We start from the raw sequence: 14,736 nt of genomic DNA on the forward strand, positions 1-14,736 counted from the left end.
AGTTAACAAATGCCTATTCTTGAAGTAGAAAATTTATCAGTATCCTTTAAGCAATATAATGGATTTAAAAAGCAAAATCATAAAGTTATATCAAGTTTAAATGTCACTCTTGAGGCAGGTGAGGTTCTTGCCGTTGTAGGAGCAAGTGGATCGGGGAAAAGTCTGCTCGCACATGCCATTTTAGGGATATTGCCAAGAAATGCGAGTATTAGTGGACGGATTAAATATGCAGGAGAGGATCTCACCACTGCTCGGCAAACCGCATTAAGAGGTAAGGAAATTGCCCTTGTACCACAATCGGTAAACTTTCTTGATCCACTGATGCGCGTTGGAAATCAGGTCCGAACATCAGTAAAATCCGGTGATGCTGTATCGGTCCAACGAGAGGTCTTTGAGCGCTATCACCTACGGCCAGAGGTGGAGGATATGTATCCATTTCAACTTTCTGGAGGTATGGCGAGGAGGACACTTCTATCAACTGCCATGGTAAGCGGGGCAAAGGTGATTATTGCGGATGAGCCTACTCCAGGGCTCGATCCCGTTGTCATAATGGAAGCATTAAATAATTTTAGAGAGGTTGCAGACAATGGTTGTGCAGTGATGCTGATCACTCATGATATTGAATCGACCCTAAATATTGCTGATAAAATTGCTGTATTTTATTCAGGAACTACAGTTGAGATAGCCCCGGCGGAGAACTTTACAGGACAGGGTGAGGAACTGCGTCATCCATATAGTAAGGCTTTGTGGAGAGCGTTACCTCAAAATGATTTTACTCCAATTCCGGGTGCTCAACCTCATCCAAGTTCATTGCCAGCAGGATGTTTATTTGCGCCGCGTTGCGAAATGGCGACTCCCGTATGCCGACAGGAACAACCTGAAATGCGAGGCCTTCGGGGCGGAATGGTGAGGTGTTTTCATGCAACTTGAAGCAAGAGATATCGGATTTCGATATGGAGATGGACCATGGTTGTTCCAAGGAGTCAATTTGACGCTAAAACCAGGGGAAGTCGTGGGTATCAAGGGCCCCAGTGGACAAGGGAAAACAACCTTTTGCCGGATATTGGCGGGTTTTGAAACACCTATTGAGGGAGAGGTACTCTTAAATGGAGCATCATTGCCACTGAACGGATATCATCCTGTTCAAATGGTCCTTCAGCATCCAGAGAAGGCAATCAATCCTAAATGGAAGATGCATAAGATTCTTAATGAAGGATATCAACCTGATAAAGCGTTGTTAGAATTACTGGGGATTGAGCAGGAATGGCTAGCACGCTGGCCTAACGAACTATCTGGAGGAGAGCTGCAACGATTTTGTGTTGCCCGTGCATTGGGGCCTGATACACGTTTTTTAATTGCAGATGAAATGACAACAATGCTTGACGCAATCACACAAGCCCAAATTTGGCAGGCACTCATTGAAATTGCTAAAAAGAGAGAGATGGGAATTATCGTTGTCACCCATGAAACGAGATTAATGCAAAGACTTTGTCAGCGTGTGCTTGATTTTAATGATTTTAGTGGAGATAAGAATAAGAAATGAACTCATGACATAGGAAAAGGAGGTCCCTTTGACAGAGACCTCCTTTTCTTATGTCATTTATTGCTAAATATTTTCTTTGTTTTCATTTACTTGTTTCGCTGCTTTTTGATGGATTTCTGTTTCAATTGCCTCAATAAGATCATCCTTAAGCTTTTGCTTTGGCTGAGGATGGAACCATTGGATTTCTCCTTCGTGAATAAAGCCTTTGAATTCCTTTCCCTGCACTTGCAAAGAAAATTGTTGGCGTTCATGTAACCGGTCTTCAAATGCTGGTTTTAATTCAAAGTCTGCAATCTCTTTTGAAATGCCATAGTGTCGCATTAATGAATGTATGGTAGATTCAATTGCTTTTACTTTACTTTCCCCAATCTTTTGTTTCGGATGTGGGTGGAGCCAATAGATCTCATCTTCATGAAAATGTCCCTTGAATTCATCGCCTTGGACCTTAAAAGTGAATCCATGTCGCTCATGAACACGATTCTCAAATACTGTTTCCACTTCAAAATCTTCAAATTCGGGTTTTGCATTCTTATCTTCAGACATAATGTAACCCCTCTCATGAAAGTTTATAATTGGATTTTTTTTCTGGATTTTCGAAAATGTTCTGGAGTTGCAAAATCGGCCCAAATCCTGAATGGAAATTATCTATTAATTGTCTATTATATAGGTCTTTATTTAAGACTGTCCATATAATAGGGAACAGTTCATGAAAAGTCGGTCTTTAATCGCACAATAGGACACTGCAAACTGTTAATGAAGGTACTCGGTATAATTCCATACTCAACATCTGTTCTTTGCCTTTTAGGAATCAGCATCCGATGAATGTATTAATATTTTCGTAATGAGCCTGGTGTACGATTATTCCACTTCTCGCTGATGACCTTATGGCACTGATTCAAAATTCGTTCAATGACCTGGGTAGAGTTCGCAAGGATTCGTATGCTAAGGCCGGGCACTGCCAACTTTGAAATTCCAAATTTAAAACTCGTTTCTTCCATTTGAATAGTTTCATACAATTCATCGAGAAGGGCATCGTTCGTATATTCGCTGATTGCGATCATTGACCCAAGATGGGTAAAGCCTTCCATGAAACCTAGACCCGATATCGATTGTTTTTCAGGTATTAATTTAATATGGTCAAACACACCAAGCGCTCCATCCAAAAAAACTTCGGTAATTAATTGAATAGTATTATAGCTGAACTTTTTGCCCCCCGGGGACCAGCCGGGAGTAAGAATATCCGTATAAATGAAAGTTGCTCCGCTTTCCATATAAACCACATTTTTTTGCTTATAATGAGCATTTTCATAAGCGATCAGTGGATCTGGAAGGTATTCTAAATAACTACCTTTTTGTAAGGATATGTTGGTTTCCTGATAGGCATGGCTTTTTGGCGTTTTGTATACTTTTGTCGCCGATTGCGTAGTTAAAGTAACTCTGGATCCTTCATCAACTGATATCTCCATCTTGTATCGATCGCCATCTAAATAGCCGCCACCGGGATTTAGAAGGTAATAGCAAACCTGCCCTGAATCATCAAAGTAAATCGGCCGCATAACTTTGAGTGCACCCTGAAAGTACACCCTTTTCGCGACGGTTTTTCCTTTCCGATCTTCTAGTTCCAGAGATAAAGTGCCAGTCCAATCCGTCATATTAATCTAAACCTTTTAATAAAGCATGCTGCTTAATCCAGTCAATTACTTCAGGAAGGCCATCATCATTTTTTAAGTTTGTAAAAACGAATGGTTTGTCGCCACGGAATACTTTTGTATCTTTTGCCATTACTTCGAGGCTTGCACCGACAAAAGGAGCAAGGTCCGTTTTATTAATGATGAACAAATCTGATTTGATCATACCTTGTCCGCCTTTACGGGGGATTTTTTCCCCTTGTGCAACATCAATAATATAAATAGAGAAGTCAACCAGTTCGGGGCTGAAAGTAGCCGCAAGATTATCTCCGCCACTCTCAACAAAAATAAGTTCAACGTCTGGGTGGCGCTCGATTAATTCATCGATAGCGGCGAAGTTCATGGAAGCATCTTCTCGAATGGCAGTGTGGGGACAGCCGCCCGTTTCTACACCAATGATCCGATCTTCTGGAAGTACTCCATTTTGGATTAAAAATTTAGCGTCTTCTTTTGTGTAAATATCGTTTGTGACAACTGCCATTTTTATTTCATTTTCGAGATGGCGAGTCAATTTTTCTACAAGCATTGTTTTACCTGCTCCAACAGGTCCACCAACACCGATTCTAATTGGTTCCATTAAAACACGTCCTTTACTACTGATTCTTTCAAAAAACTATGACATGAATATTCGAATGTTAACACGCTCATGTTTCATTTGAGACAGCTCAATACCTGGTGAAACAATGCCAAAGTCGTCTTTCGTCAGTTGCATGATTCTAACCGCTGCTTGTGTTATTTCAGGTATGAAATTGTGAGTGATCGTTTGGCCTGCTGTTTGTCCAAGAGGAATGGCTCGGACTGCATTTTGTACTTGGCTGGATATGGCAGAATATAAATAATAGAGGAGGGTGTCTTGTTTTGTTACCCCAAGTCCATGAGCTGCCATCGTAAATACAATGGCTGGATGGCCAAATGAACTCTTTTTCTTAATTTCCGCTCTGTAATGCGAGAGTATGGGCATATCATAAAGTGATTCAGTGAGTTTAAGCATTCGGTCCCCGATCATTTGCGTTCCTTCCCGTGTTTCCCTCGGCAAGTTCTGGACAGTTATCAGGCGATCCAATTTCCAGATTTCCTGAATATCCTCTTTCATTAGGGCTTCATAAACGAGACTCGAGACAAGCCCATCTGTGTAGATGAGCTGCTCATGTAAATACACTTTCAGCCACTGGAAAAATGTCTCCTTGTCTACAACTTGATTTTCTTGTATATAGCTCTCCAAACCGAAAGAATGGCTGAAGGCGCCGGTAGGTAAATTAGAGTCACAAAGCTGAAACAAAGAGAGAATATGATTATTCATGACTGTGGCCTATATGACGGAACGCTTGTTTCACTTTTCGTTCCTCCCGTTTAAAAGGAATTCCGAGTTCCAGAAGTAATTCCTCAACCAAGTAGTCATATTGGACCAGCATTTCATCCTCTTCAAATTGGGCAGGGAGGTGACGGTTGCCTAGTTGATGGGCGATTGTGCCCATTTCTTTTATACTTCGGGGACTGATAACTAGTAAGTCATCTGACAGCACATCTATGACGATCATATTTTTATCGTCCATATATAATACATCCCCAGCCAAAAGATCTCGAGGCTCTTTTAACCGAATACCAAGTTCATTACCGTGATCCGTCTTGACCCTTTGGATGCGCTTCATTAAATGTGCACTTTCCAAGTATACTTTTTCTATGTGACGCTTTTTAATTTCGTTAGTATCCATCTTTTCTAAATTAGTGACGATTTTTTCAATAATCAATACTCTTCACCTCAGAATAGGAAATATCGCTGACCCATTGGAACGGTATCAACCGGCTCACATGTCAGCAGCTCACCATTTACTTTCACTTCATATGTTTGCGGATCAACAGTAATATCAGGTGTTTCCCCATTTAATTTCATATCTTTCTTAGTCAGGGTCCGTATTCCGCCAACAGGTAAAATCATTTTTTGTAATCCAAGTTTCTCATGAACACCAGCATCATAGGCAGCTTGAGAAATGAAAGTCACCGAACTTTTTGATAAGGCTTTCCCAAACTGGGCATACATTGGACGATGAATATAAGGTTGCGGAGTTGGGATGGAAGCATTTGCATCACCCATTAACCCGGTAACCGCTAAGCCGTTTTTAAGCACCATTTCTGGCTTCACTCCAAAAAACTTCGGAGACCAAAGGACTAAATCAGCCAATTTTCCAACTTCAATTGAACCTACATGCTCTGAAATCCCGTGTGTAATGGCTGGATTAATAGTGTATTTGGCAATATAGCGTTTAGCCCGGTTATTGTCGGAATATTTGCTATCTCCTTGCATGGTGCCTCTTTGTTTTTTCATTTTGTCTGCAACTTGCCATGTGCGTAGGACGACTTCTCCTACACGGCCCATTGCTTGGGCATCTGAGCTTACCATGCTAAATACGCCCATATCGTGAAGAATATCTTCTGCTGCAATTGTTTCCCTTCTAATTCTAGAGTCTGCAAATGCAATGTCTTCCGGAACTGAAGGATTTAAATGATGGCAAACCATTACCATATCAAGGTGTTCGTCGATAGTATTTACGGTATAAGGGAGGGTGGGGTTCGTTGATGATGGCAGAATGTTATGATAACCTGCCGATTTGATTAGATCAGGTGCATGGCCACCGCCTGCCCCTTCGGTGTGGTACATGTGAAGGACTCGGTCTTTTACTGCGGCCATGGTATTTTCCATGAATCCACTTTCATTCAATGTATCTGCGTGCAGGGCAACTTGAATATCATATTCATCTGCTACCCTTAGTGCATAGTCAAGAGAAGAACCTGTGGCTCCCCAGTCTTCATGAACTTTTAATCCGATAACTCCAGCTTTCACTTGCTCGGTTAAAGGTTCAATGGAAGCAGCATGACCTTTACCTGTAAAGCCAATGTTAATAGGGAGGCCTTCTGCAGCTTCAAGCATGCGATGAATATTCCACTCGCCGGGAGTAACCGTAGTAGCCTTGGATCCAGCTGCAGGACCAGTACCGCCGCCGATTAATGTTGTCGTTCCAGACGTCAGTGCGACCTGTACTTGTTCCGGATTGATAAAATGAACGTGGGTATCGATGGCTCCAGCAGTCACAATCAGGCCTTCACCGGCAATGATTTCTGTAGATGCGCCAATGATAATATCCACATTGTCCATAACGAGCGGGTTTCCACTTTTACCAATACCAAAAATTTTGCCATCCCGAATGGCTAGATCGGCTTTACAAATTCCTGTGTAATCCAAGATTACGACGTTAGTTATGATGGTATCTGCAACACCGTCGTCTTTGCGGGTGGCAAGGGGATGCTGGCCCATACCGTCCCGAATGACTTTACCGCCACCAAACACTACTTCTTCTCCATATGTAGTGTAATCCTTTTCAATTTGAATAAACAAATCTGTGTCTGCAAGGCGGATAGAGTCCCCTGTAGTCGGTCCGTACATTTCAGCATATTGCTTTCGGGACATTCTAAAACTCATGATTCACCCTCACTTTCTAATTTGCCGTCTATTTTATTATTGAACCCATATACACGACGCTCTCCTGCAAAATTAATAAGTTGTATTTCTTTTTCATCTCCGGGTTCAAAACGAACAGCTGCTCCAGCAGGGACATTCAATCTCTTACCGTAAGCTTCTTTTCTATTAAAACGGAGTGCTTCATTTACTTCGTAAAAATGAAAGTGTGACCCGACTTGAACAGGTCGGTCTCCCGTATTTGTAACAGAAATGGAAAAAACAGTGCTTCCTTCATTACAAATAATCTCTTCTTCTTTTAAAATGTATTCTCCAGGCAGCATTTAGTCATCCCTCCTTTTTATCTTATAGGGCTGTGGACAGTCACTAACTTCGTTCCATCTGGGAAAGTTGCTTCAACCTGAATATCATCAATCATTTCAGGTATTCCATCCATGACATCATCTTGCGTCAAAATGGTAGCCCCGTATTCCATAAGTTCAGCAACAGTTTTCCCGTCCCTTGCGCCTTCCAATACCTCATAAGTGATGAGCGCACAAGCTTCAGGGTGATTTAATTTCAATCCCCTATCTTTCCGGCGCCTTGCAAGGTCTGCTGCCACCACTATCATAAGCTTGTCAATTTCCCGCGGCAATAAATGCATAGTTGAATCCTCCTGTTGTATTTTCAAACAATAAAAAACTCCCATTTGGAGAAAGGAGAGAAAATAAATACCCTTATTCATTTTCTCCAAACTCCCTGTAGATAATCCCCACTAAAGGAGTTTAACATACAAAGTTTTTAAGATGAAGTTTAACGCAATGCGAAACGAACTAAATAAAGTAGGACTTCATAGAAGGTTTAAAGGTGGTAATGATTTCTTTCCAAAAGGAGAGTAATAAGGATGCAGTCATTGACACATGTGGTTTTATTCCTGAGATACATCAAAAGGCAAGCAGTTCCTCATTGTTTAAGAAAGTCTCCATATCGTTGTTCGACAGCTTGTAAAGCCATAATAATAACTTGTCGGGATGGAGATTCATGATATTGACGAATTGTTTTAATTAATGGATTGACTCCTTGGGATAAATCATATCCTATCATTAATTTTTTAAAAAAGTCCCAAGGCAACTTTGCGATGAAAGTGACATCTGCATTTTCTATGATATGTGTTACTTCATTAATCTCAAGAACAATCCCTACACGTTTGTGAATGTCCAACATTGGTAGTGCTTTAGGAACTTTGGCGTAGCCTGTAACTAAAATCGTTTTTGCATCATCCATTTCGTATCATCCTTTTTCACCAAAATTTCAGTTTAAATATCATTCCATTGACCTAAAAGGCCTCTAAACTTGGAGATGATCGTATCAACTAATATTTAAGAATCCTATTTAAAGGGAATCTATTTTTATTAAAAAAGGTTTAATGAAAATGTGTTATCCATAGAGAACTGGCCTGCAGTGTGGTTTAGTGGGATATATGTTTTCTATGCTTACGGTGGAGTCGGGAGTATTGATAAATTCTTTGCAGGGGAAAAAAGGGTTACCGAAAGTTTATTCTGCAGTGTTCCACAAGTAGACGATCATACAAGAAAAGCTATTCTCCGTCAAATGAAAGACAAATTACTTTTGCATTTCTTAATAATAAGTCTCATAGAAAAGAAGTCTTTATTTCATGTTAAGTTCTTCTTTTCTTGTTCTGGGGTTATTCACAGTAGAGCTTGTTCCCATTTCTCATTTTATTTAACTTATTTGTTTAGTTGGTTTATATGTGAAAGCGGTCAAACCCCCATTTAGTTTTACGTCCGCATGTAGAAGTTAACTAAATGGGACAGATTATTAAATTACATGGTTGGTATAGTAATACAAGGTTTTTCGTAAATAAAATATACAAGAAATGTGCTACAAACAGCTCGGTACATTAAAAAAGTAACCCTTTTCCTCCATACCATCCGGCCAGATGTATGTAGGAAAAGGGTTACTTTCATAATTGAGTAGCTACTGACTTACCAACAAAAAAATATGGAAAGAGCACCGATCGGTTTCTTTGACCATTTCCAGAGTTTCCTGAAACGAAGCTTTGGTAAATAATTAGATTTTCGTTAATTTCCCGCCGGCTTCCAGTTTGAATAATCTAATTCCTTTATAAGATACAATCGAAGGGATCATACAAAGCAAGGCCATAGGTAAACAATAAAGTAGATAGAAATGCCCGCCGTTTCCGAGCAAGGGAATAAAGGCTAAAGCTACAAAAAGTAAAGTGAAAAAAATGATCGTGAAAATCCCGAAAGATTGATGATAGAATGCATGAATTTCGCTTCTTCGTTCCTCTTGGTTGGGTAAGGTCTTTACTGCTTTGTGCGTTCGAAGGAATAGGTACAAGGAGAACATTAGAAATAAAGCGGAAAATGGTAAAGTGATCACAAATAATGAAACGTCAAGAATGGAAAGATAAAAGCTGGATAAAAAGAATACTTCTGATACCCCTAATGCAAAACAATAATTGAAGATACTTATTTTACCAGGTTGTTTAAGCATGAAATCCCTCCTTCTATATCATATTATGCAACGGCTTTCATGTTCACCACTTTGTCACATTTAAAAAGAAAAAAAGTGCACCTAGAAATCAAGCAAAGTGGGTTAGTGGCATCGCTCGATAACATCAAGCATGGCAGATGGTGAATAGAGTCTTCGCATATTACAAATAATAATAAAATATCGCTTGAAGGGGGGAGTGCTCAATGACTGTAAAAACGGCAATAATAGGATTTCTGATCGTTTTTCTATTATATTTCCTTTATGTAGTGGTGACTGCAGTGGTTCTTTTCCCCAAAGCAGAAAAAAAGGAAAATAGGCCGATTAAACATGTGAGTGCATATATGGGTGAGAAGGAATCCACCGTGGATCGTGTCCTGCTTCTCGAAGACGGCTATGAGTCGGGACTCGCCCGGATGCGAATGATCCAGGAAGCCCAGCATTCAATCAATATTGCCTACTATGCTTTTGGAAAAGGCAAATCAACCGAACTTATTATTGGAGCCTTGATTGAAGCGGCTGACAGAGGTGTCAAAGTCCGAATTCTTTTGGATGGAATATCTCATGGACTCAGAGGTCAATTAAGCAGTGCCCGTTATGCTTTGGCCTCGCACGAAAACATTGAATTAAGATATTACGAAACCGTTAAGCCATTTAAGCCGTGGACCTGGCATAATCGCCTTCATGACAAAATCATCATTGTAGATGGGAAGTTGGGCATCATCGGAGGGAGAAATATCGCCGATAAGTATTTAGCCAGCAAGCCGCCGAGGAACTTTGTCTATGACAGGGATGTACTCATTTTCAATGCTAAAGAGGAAAAAGATAGTGTAATCGTTGAAATGAAGGTCTATATGAACGAATTATGGAACCATCCGTATACGAGCGATGTCTTTTCAAACCTTTCGAAAAGGCAAACGGAAAAAGGGAAACGTGAAAGAGATGCATTGGTGAAACAATACAGCGCAGCTTTGCAAACTGAAGCCGATTTCGTTCATCCATCCGTCGATTGGAGCAAGGCTACAACACCTACTAAAAAAGTGTCCTTCATTCATAATCCAATCGAACGTTTCAATAAATACCCTTTTGTGTGGAGATCTTTATTGGATATTGCGGCGAATGCCAATCAATCGGTAATTATTCAAAGTCCCTATATTGTTCCCGCGGATGCCTTGAAGGAATATGTACCGAAGAAGCTGGATTCAAAGGCTGATTGGACGATACTTACCAACTCTACGGCATCAACCCCGAATGCGATCGCTTTTTCCGGATACTTGGCGCGTAGGGATAGTATCGTTGGAACGGGGGCAAGGCTTTATGAATATTCAAAGCCTTATTCTTTGCATGGTAAATCAGTTGTCTATGATCAACGATTAAGCGCAGTGGGTTCCTACAATTTGGATTCTCGATCTGCCTTTTTAAATACAGAATCGATGGTGATCATCGATAGTGAAGCATTTGCAGCGCAGCTGACAGGGGCCATCGAGTCGAAAATGTCGAATAGTACACTCATTGCGGACAATAAAAAATATATAGAACTGCCTGAAGATCAGAAAAAGGAAGAGTCTTTTTTTAAAGCCACCTTTTTAAATGCCCTCTCGAAAATTACGGTATATTTGAATAGGTTCATTTAAATGATGACGAAAAGACAGCAATCTGAGTGATTGTTGTCTTTTTAACCTTTCGCGGAGTTTATCTTATGAATGCATGTGTAATTTGCTATACTTGAGCAAGCTAATCACAACTATCGTAAGGAGAACAGAAACATGCAAACATTACAGCACCTATCGAAACATATTGCTTATCTGACGCCTGTTCAGGAAACCGATCGCCCGGTACTTGCCGCCGTTACGGGAAACAAGAAAACGCTCATCATCGATGCCGGTAACTCTGTCCGGCATGCACAGCTCTTTAAGGATGAATTGCTTCGGCATGATATAAGCGGGAATTTCCTCGTTCTTACCCATTCACACTGGGACCATGTATTCGGGCTGGAGAATATCAAGATTCCGGTGATTTGTCAGGAAAAAACATACACGAACATGAAAGATATGCAGCAGCTTTCATGGGAAGATCAAGCCCTTGATCAACGGGTCGAAGAAGGGACGGAGATTCCCTTTTGCGCAGATGCCATCAAATTGGAACATGGGACGAATAGAGGGATTACCTTCCCGCTGCCTGATATCATCTTTGAAAAAACGATGACGATCGATCTCGGCAATATAACCTGTATCATTGAACATGTTGGCGGCGACCATGCCAAAGATTCCTGCATCATTTATGTACAAGAAGAAAAAACACTATTTCTGGGAGATTGCCTTTATGCCAATCTATATGCTGAAAAGTGGAATTATACGGCTGAACAGGCTTCGCTTCTCATTAAGAAAATTGAAGCCTATGATGCCGAAACCTATATCCTCTCCCATCATGCTCGGCCTTGCTCGAAACAGGAGATGGAGGCGGAGTTAAAGCTAATGAAAGAATGTGCCAGAACCGTGGTCAAGCATCGGGGAAACCGAGATTTAATGGAGCAGGAATTGGCTAAAGAATTAAAGCGGGATTTAACCGAGGACGAGCTCGAAACGGTTAGATTTTTCGTGAATGGCTACGTTGAGTGATGTAAAAAATAAAAAACACAACAAGGTAAACACTTTAATAAAGGTTTGGGTGGGGTATGGTTCGGTATTATGGGGCTCATACCCTTTAATTTGCCCTTTTTCCGCAACCGACCTACAAAAAATCGATAATAATCATTAACAGTACTGTAACAATGAGAATGGATAGGAAACCTGAGATAATTTTCCCTGCCATTGCTCCTCTATCATTGGGATGAATATGGCCAATGATAAAGGAGGGGATGAAAAATATAGCCGAATAGAACATTGTATAATGAATGCCTGAATCTCCATTTGACAAGAAGCTAAGTCCGATAGTATTTAAAATATTATCTCCAAAACAAGGCTTATCACCAAATTGAAAGGTAAACAATATTCCGATTAAACATAGCGCAAAAGAAAGTGAACCAAAACCGATATCCTTTGTTTTCCCGAACTTCATTAGTTTGCATGCCATTTTCTCCTTGTAGTATCATAACTCATAAAAACTGCACCTCCAATTGTTAGGTGTTCGCTAACGATTAGGGTGCAGTTCAAATTAATTATGAGCTTTTTCCAGGGCTAGCTTTATCCCGAAACCGATCAAGACCGTCCCGGTTATACCCTCGAAAATCGCTTGGGTTCTAGGCTTTTTCATAAAAGCACTGATCTGGTTCAACAGATAGATATAAAAGACAAACCACAACGCAGTTAACACGGTATACGTTATGCCCATGATCAGGAACGGTAAAAACGTATCATTTCCCGGATTCACGAACTGAGGCAGAAACGTTAAAAAGAAGACAGCCACTTTAGGGTTCAGCAGGTTGGTAAGGAACCCTTGCTTAAAGCAGGACTGGTTTTCGTACTTACTTTTGACGGGCGTTTCCGCCGCTGCGGCCACTTGTTTATTCCTTAATCCCCATAGGGTCTTGAAGCCTAGATATACCAAGTAAACGGCACCGACATATTTGAAGATGGAAAATAGTAAAGCGGATTTCACAATGATTGCTGAAAGTCCGAACACGGCAGCTGATGTATGAATGAGCAGGGCACAGCATGTGCCGAACATCGTTTTAAAACCTCCCGACGTCCCCACGGTAACGGTATTCCTTGTGGCTATTGCAGTATCTGGACCAGGTAAGATGATGAGAAGGATGCACATGATGATGAACAAATAAAAGTTTTCCATATTCGGACCTCCACTCTTAGTGATGAATTCTGAAAATTATAACATAGATGTACTTGGTTTAGGGAAAAAATTTGATGGTCATGATTATCCCAGGATAATGGATGAGAGGGGAAGGCGGCTTGAAATAAATACGGTGTTTAATGAAACAAAAAACAAGCCAGATCATTTATTGATCTGGCTATTTTTTTTGAAAAATTTTGTTAAGGTAACTTTTTCAACACAGCACGTACAGGACTTCCATCTGCTTCAACTAATGGAAGAGGGAGGGCAGCCAACTCATAATTACCCGTTCCTATACCGTCTAGTACAAGACCTTCCAAAATGTGAATTCCATGACCGGCAAGTTCATGATGTGCAGATAGTTCTTTACTATCCAAAGGATCTACTGATGGTAAATCAAGGCCAATAAGACGAACGCCGTGTTCTGAAAGATATGCCGCTAATTCTGGTTGGATATGAGGAATGGTTTGTGGAAACACACTCCGATTCTTCCAAGCGTCCGTCCGAATTAATAGACGGGTAACGCCTTGCAGGTCTATACTGGATAATTCATTGACACCGATGCTTGTTTTGTTAGGTAAATGGATAACCCGGGCACTTCCCATATATAAATCGAGCTCCAAATCAATTACTCTTTTTCCATCGTCATCAAAATGAAAAGGAGCATCAATATGGGTACCGGTGTGGATACTCATATTGATTTGACCTACATTGACAGATCCACTTTCTTCTTTACTCCAATTGACTTTATATGAAAAAGGTGTATCTCCAGGCCAAACTGCAACGTTTTCATCCAGACGTTGTGAAATATCAATCCATGTCCCCATGCACCTTACCTCCATCTCTTCTGGCTGTTTCTTGAATATCTTATAGCTTCGTTCTTAGACTCCATAGTTCCGGGAAGAAGTGTTGATCGAGCGCTCTTTTTAAATACGTTACACCTGATGAACCGCCAGTACCTTGTTTATTACCAATAATTCTTTCCACTGTGGTCATATGATTAAAACGCCATAATTGCTGTTGATGGCCAATGTCGACTAACTTCTCGCTCAGCTCATATAAGTCCCAATATTGCTCAACATCGCGGTAAACTGTCAGCCACGCTTCTTCTACACTGGCATTTGGTTCATATCTTTGTGACCAATCCCTGCTGGTGGCTTCTTGATCAATAGGTAATCCGCGCGCCACAAGCGCATTGATCGCCGCGTCATAAATACTTGGTTCATGAAGGGCCTGCTGCATTTGCTCGTATAAATCTGTTTGGTGCTGATAGACTGATAGCGTATGGACATTTTTGTTCCCTAATGCAAATTCAATCAAACGATTCTGATAAGATTGGAATCCGGAAGATTGTCCCAGTTTATCCCTGAACTCCATGTATTCAGCCGGCGTCAAAGTTGAAAGGACATTCCAGGACTGGATCAATTGCTGCTGAATCCTCGAAACGCGCGAAAGCATTTTAAACGAAGGTTCCAACTTGTTTTGGCGGATGGACTCAGTTGCAGCTGTCAACTCATGCAAAATGAGCTTCATCCATAGCTCACTCGCTTGATGGATAATGATGAATAGCATTTCATCATGATGATCGGAACATCTATGTTGACTAGTTAAAATCTTATCAAGATGGAGATAATCTCCGTAAGACATCGCTTTTTGAAAATCGGTTTGAATTTCTTTCTCTAGACCAGTTAGTGTTTGTTCATTGTTATCCATATTCTTCATTCCGCAATCTC

The 14,736-nt window shown here is 40.7% G+C and carries 18 protein-coding genes; 4 read left to right on the plus strand and 14 right to left on the minus strand.

From position 1 onward, the window contains the following. Positions 1–9: 9 nt before the first annotated feature. Positions 10–930 carry an ABC transporter ATP-binding protein gene (locus tag N0M92_RS15955; RefSeq protein ID WP_260286674.1) on the plus strand — a complete coding sequence of 307 codons (921 nt, stop codon included), beginning with the start codon at positions 10–12 and terminating at the stop codon, positions 928–930. After that, entirely contained in the window at positions 920–1,543 is a 624-nt protein-coding gene (locus N0M92_RS15960) for an ABC transporter ATP-binding protein (RefSeq protein ID WP_260286675.1), read from the plus strand. The genes N0M92_RS15955 and N0M92_RS15960 overlap by 11 nt, the downstream gene beginning before the upstream one ends. 63 nt (positions 1,544–1,606) lie before the next feature. Here the strand turns inward: N0M92_RS15960 and N0M92_RS15965 are convergent, their stop codons facing one another. From N0M92_RS15965 to N0M92_RS16010, 10 genes are all read right to left on the minus strand, one after another. After that, a complete protein-coding gene (locus N0M92_RS15965; protein ID WP_260286676.1) occupies positions 1,607–2,086 on the minus strand; it encodes a hypothetical protein in 480 nt (159 codons plus the stop codon). Between the two features lie 284 nt (positions 2,087–2,370). Further along, positions 2,371–3,195: an urease accessory protein UreD gene (locus N0M92_RS15970; RefSeq protein ID WP_260286677.1), complete on the minus strand. Its 825-nt coding sequence runs from the start codon at positions 3,193–3,195 to the stop codon at positions 2,371–2,373. Position 3,196: 1 nt separating this feature from the next. Continuing rightward, positions 3,197–3,808 (minus strand): urease accessory protein UreG, encoded by a 612-nt coding sequence (gene ureG / locus N0M92_RS15975; RefSeq protein ID WP_260286682.1) that lies wholly within the window; start codon positions 3,806–3,808, stop codon positions 3,197–3,199. A gap of 36 nt (positions 3,809–3,844) precedes the next feature. After that, a complete protein-coding gene (locus N0M92_RS15980) occupies positions 3,845–4,531 on the minus strand; it encodes an urease accessory protein UreF (RefSeq protein ID WP_260286683.1) in 687 nt (228 codons plus the stop codon). Beyond that, entirely contained in the window at positions 4,524–4,979 is a 456-nt protein-coding gene (gene ureE / locus N0M92_RS15985) for an urease accessory protein UreE (protein WP_260286684.1), read from the minus strand. The genes N0M92_RS15980 and ureE overlap by 8 nt, the downstream gene beginning before the upstream one ends. Positions 4,980–4,990: 11 nt before the next feature. Then, complete coding sequence (gene ureC / locus N0M92_RS15990; RefSeq protein ID WP_260286685.1) at positions 4,991–6,706, minus strand: urease subunit alpha; 1,716 nt, start codon at positions 6,704–6,706, stop codon at positions 4,991–4,993. Continuing rightward, a complete protein-coding gene (locus N0M92_RS15995) occupies positions 6,703–7,026 on the minus strand; it encodes an urease subunit beta (RefSeq protein WP_260286686.1) in 324 nt (107 codons plus the stop codon). The genes ureC and N0M92_RS15995 overlap by 4 nt, the downstream gene beginning before the upstream one ends. Before the next feature lie 17 nt (positions 7,027–7,043). Then, positions 7,044–7,346 (minus strand): urease subunit gamma, encoded by a 303-nt coding sequence (locus N0M92_RS16000; protein WP_260286687.1) that lies wholly within the window; start codon positions 7,344–7,346, stop codon positions 7,044–7,046. Between the two features lie 299 nt (positions 7,347–7,645). Beyond that, on the minus strand, positions 7,646–7,966 hold the full coding sequence (locus N0M92_RS16005) for a DUF3870 domain-containing protein (RefSeq protein ID WP_260286688.1): 321 nt from the start codon (positions 7,964–7,966) through the stop codon (positions 7,646–7,648). Positions 7,967–8,773: 807 nt separating this feature from the next. After that, complete coding sequence (locus N0M92_RS16010) at positions 8,774–9,220, minus strand: hypothetical protein (RefSeq protein WP_260286689.1); 447 nt, start codon at positions 9,218–9,220, stop codon at positions 8,774–8,776. A 203-nt stretch (positions 9,221–9,423) separates the two neighbouring features. Here N0M92_RS16010 and N0M92_RS16015 point away from each other — a divergent pair, with 203 nt between their 5' ends. Then, positions 9,424–10,851, plus strand: coding sequence for a phospholipase D-like domain-containing protein (locus N0M92_RS16015; RefSeq protein WP_260286690.1), 1,428 nt, complete (start codon positions 9,424–9,426; stop codon positions 10,849–10,851). Positions 10,852–10,983: 132 nt separating this feature from the next. Further along, positions 10,984–11,835 carry an MBL fold metallo-hydrolase gene (locus tag N0M92_RS16020; RefSeq protein ID WP_260286691.1) on the plus strand — a complete coding sequence of 284 codons (852 nt, stop codon included), beginning with the start codon at positions 10,984–10,986 and terminating at the stop codon, positions 11,833–11,835. Between the two features lie 112 nt (positions 11,836–11,947). Here the strand turns inward: N0M92_RS16020 and N0M92_RS16025 are convergent, their stop codons facing one another. From N0M92_RS16025 to kynA, 4 genes are all read right to left on the minus strand, one after another. Then, the gene (locus tag N0M92_RS16025) at positions 11,948–12,289 is read right to left on the minus strand and encodes a hypothetical protein (RefSeq protein WP_260286692.1); all 342 of its coding nucleotides are present in this window, start codon (positions 12,287–12,289) and stop codon (positions 11,948–11,950) included. Between the two features lie 81 nt (positions 12,290–12,370). Then, on the minus strand, positions 12,371–13,003 hold the full coding sequence (locus tag N0M92_RS16030; RefSeq protein WP_260286693.1) for a LysE family translocator: 633 nt from the start codon (positions 13,001–13,003) through the stop codon (positions 12,371–12,373). Positions 13,004–13,203: 200 nt separating this feature from the next. Beyond that, entirely contained in the window at positions 13,204–13,830 is a 627-nt protein-coding gene (gene kynB, locus N0M92_RS16035; protein WP_260286694.1) for an arylformamidase, read from the minus strand. 40 nt (positions 13,831–13,870) lie between these two features. Continuing rightward, the gene (gene kynA / locus N0M92_RS16040) at positions 13,871–14,716 is read right to left on the minus strand and encodes a tryptophan 2,3-dioxygenase (protein ID WP_260286736.1); all 846 of its coding nucleotides are present in this window, start codon (positions 14,714–14,716) and stop codon (positions 13,871–13,873) included. Between the last annotated feature and the right edge of the window lie 20 nt (positions 14,717–14,736).

The sequence above is a fragment of the Peribacillus aracenensis genome, from assembly GCF_025175645.1.
Lineage (GTDB): Bacteria > Bacillota > Bacilli > Bacillales > DSM-1321 > Peribacillus > Peribacillus aracenensis.

Excerpts from the sequence above, each read along its gene's own strand:
- N0M92_RS15955 (WP_260286674.1), top strand. The coding sequence starts at position 10 with ATGCCTATTCTTGAAGTAGAAAATTTATCAGTATCCTTTAAGCAATAT.
- N0M92_RS15995 (WP_260286686.1), bottom strand. The coding sequence starts at position 7,026 with ATGCTGCCTGGAGAATACATTTTAAAAGAAGAAGAGATTATTTGTAAT.
- ureC (WP_260286685.1), bottom strand. The coding sequence starts at position 6,706 with ATGAGTTTTAGAATGTCCCGAAAGCAATATGCTGAAATGTACGGACCG.
- N0M92_RS16010 (WP_260286689.1), bottom strand. The coding sequence starts at position 9,220 with ATGCTTAAACAACCTGGTAAAATAAGTATCTTCAATTATTGTTTTGCA.
- kynB (WP_260286694.1), bottom strand. The coding sequence starts at position 13,830 with ATGGGGACATGGATTGATATTTCACAACGTCTGGATGAAAACGTTGCA.
- kynA (WP_260286736.1), bottom strand. The coding sequence starts at position 14,716 with ATGGATAACAATGAACAAACACTAACTGGTCTAGAGAAAGAAATTCAA.
- N0M92_RS16015 (WP_260286690.1), top strand. The coding sequence starts at position 9,424 with ATGACTGTAAAAACGGCAATAATAGGATTTCTGATCGTTTTTCTATTA.
- N0M92_RS16005 (WP_260286688.1), bottom strand. The coding sequence starts at position 7,966 with ATGGATGATGCAAAAACGATTTTAGTTACAGGCTACGCCAAAGTTCCT.
- N0M92_RS16030 (WP_260286693.1), bottom strand. The coding sequence starts at position 13,003 with ATGGAAAACTTTTATTTGTTCATCATCATGTGCATCCTTCTCATCATC.
- N0M92_RS15960 (WP_260286675.1), top strand. The coding sequence starts at position 920 with ATGCAACTTGAAGCAAGAGATATCGGATTTCGATATGGAGATGGACCA.
- N0M92_RS15965 (WP_260286676.1), bottom strand. The coding sequence starts at position 2,086 with ATGTCTGAAGATAAGAATGCAAAACCCGAATTTGAAGATTTTGAAGTG.
- ureG (WP_260286682.1), bottom strand. The coding sequence starts at position 3,808 with ATGGAACCAATTAGAATCGGTGTTGGTGGACCTGTTGGAGCAGGTAAA.
- N0M92_RS16025 (WP_260286692.1), bottom strand. The coding sequence starts at position 12,289 with ATGGCATGCAAACTAATGAAGTTCGGGAAAACAAAGGATATCGGTTTT.
- N0M92_RS15980 (WP_260286683.1), bottom strand. The coding sequence starts at position 4,531 with ATGAATAATCATATTCTCTCTTTGTTTCAGCTTTGTGACTCTAATTTA.
- N0M92_RS16020 (WP_260286691.1), top strand. The coding sequence starts at position 10,984 with ATGCAAACATTACAGCACCTATCGAAACATATTGCTTATCTGACGCCT.
- N0M92_RS16000 (WP_260286687.1), bottom strand. The coding sequence starts at position 7,346 with ATGCATTTATTGCCGCGGGAAATTGACAAGCTTATGATAGTGGTGGCA.
- N0M92_RS15970 (WP_260286677.1), bottom strand. The coding sequence starts at position 3,195 with ATGACGGATTGGACTGGCACTTTATCTCTGGAACTAGAAGATCGGAAA.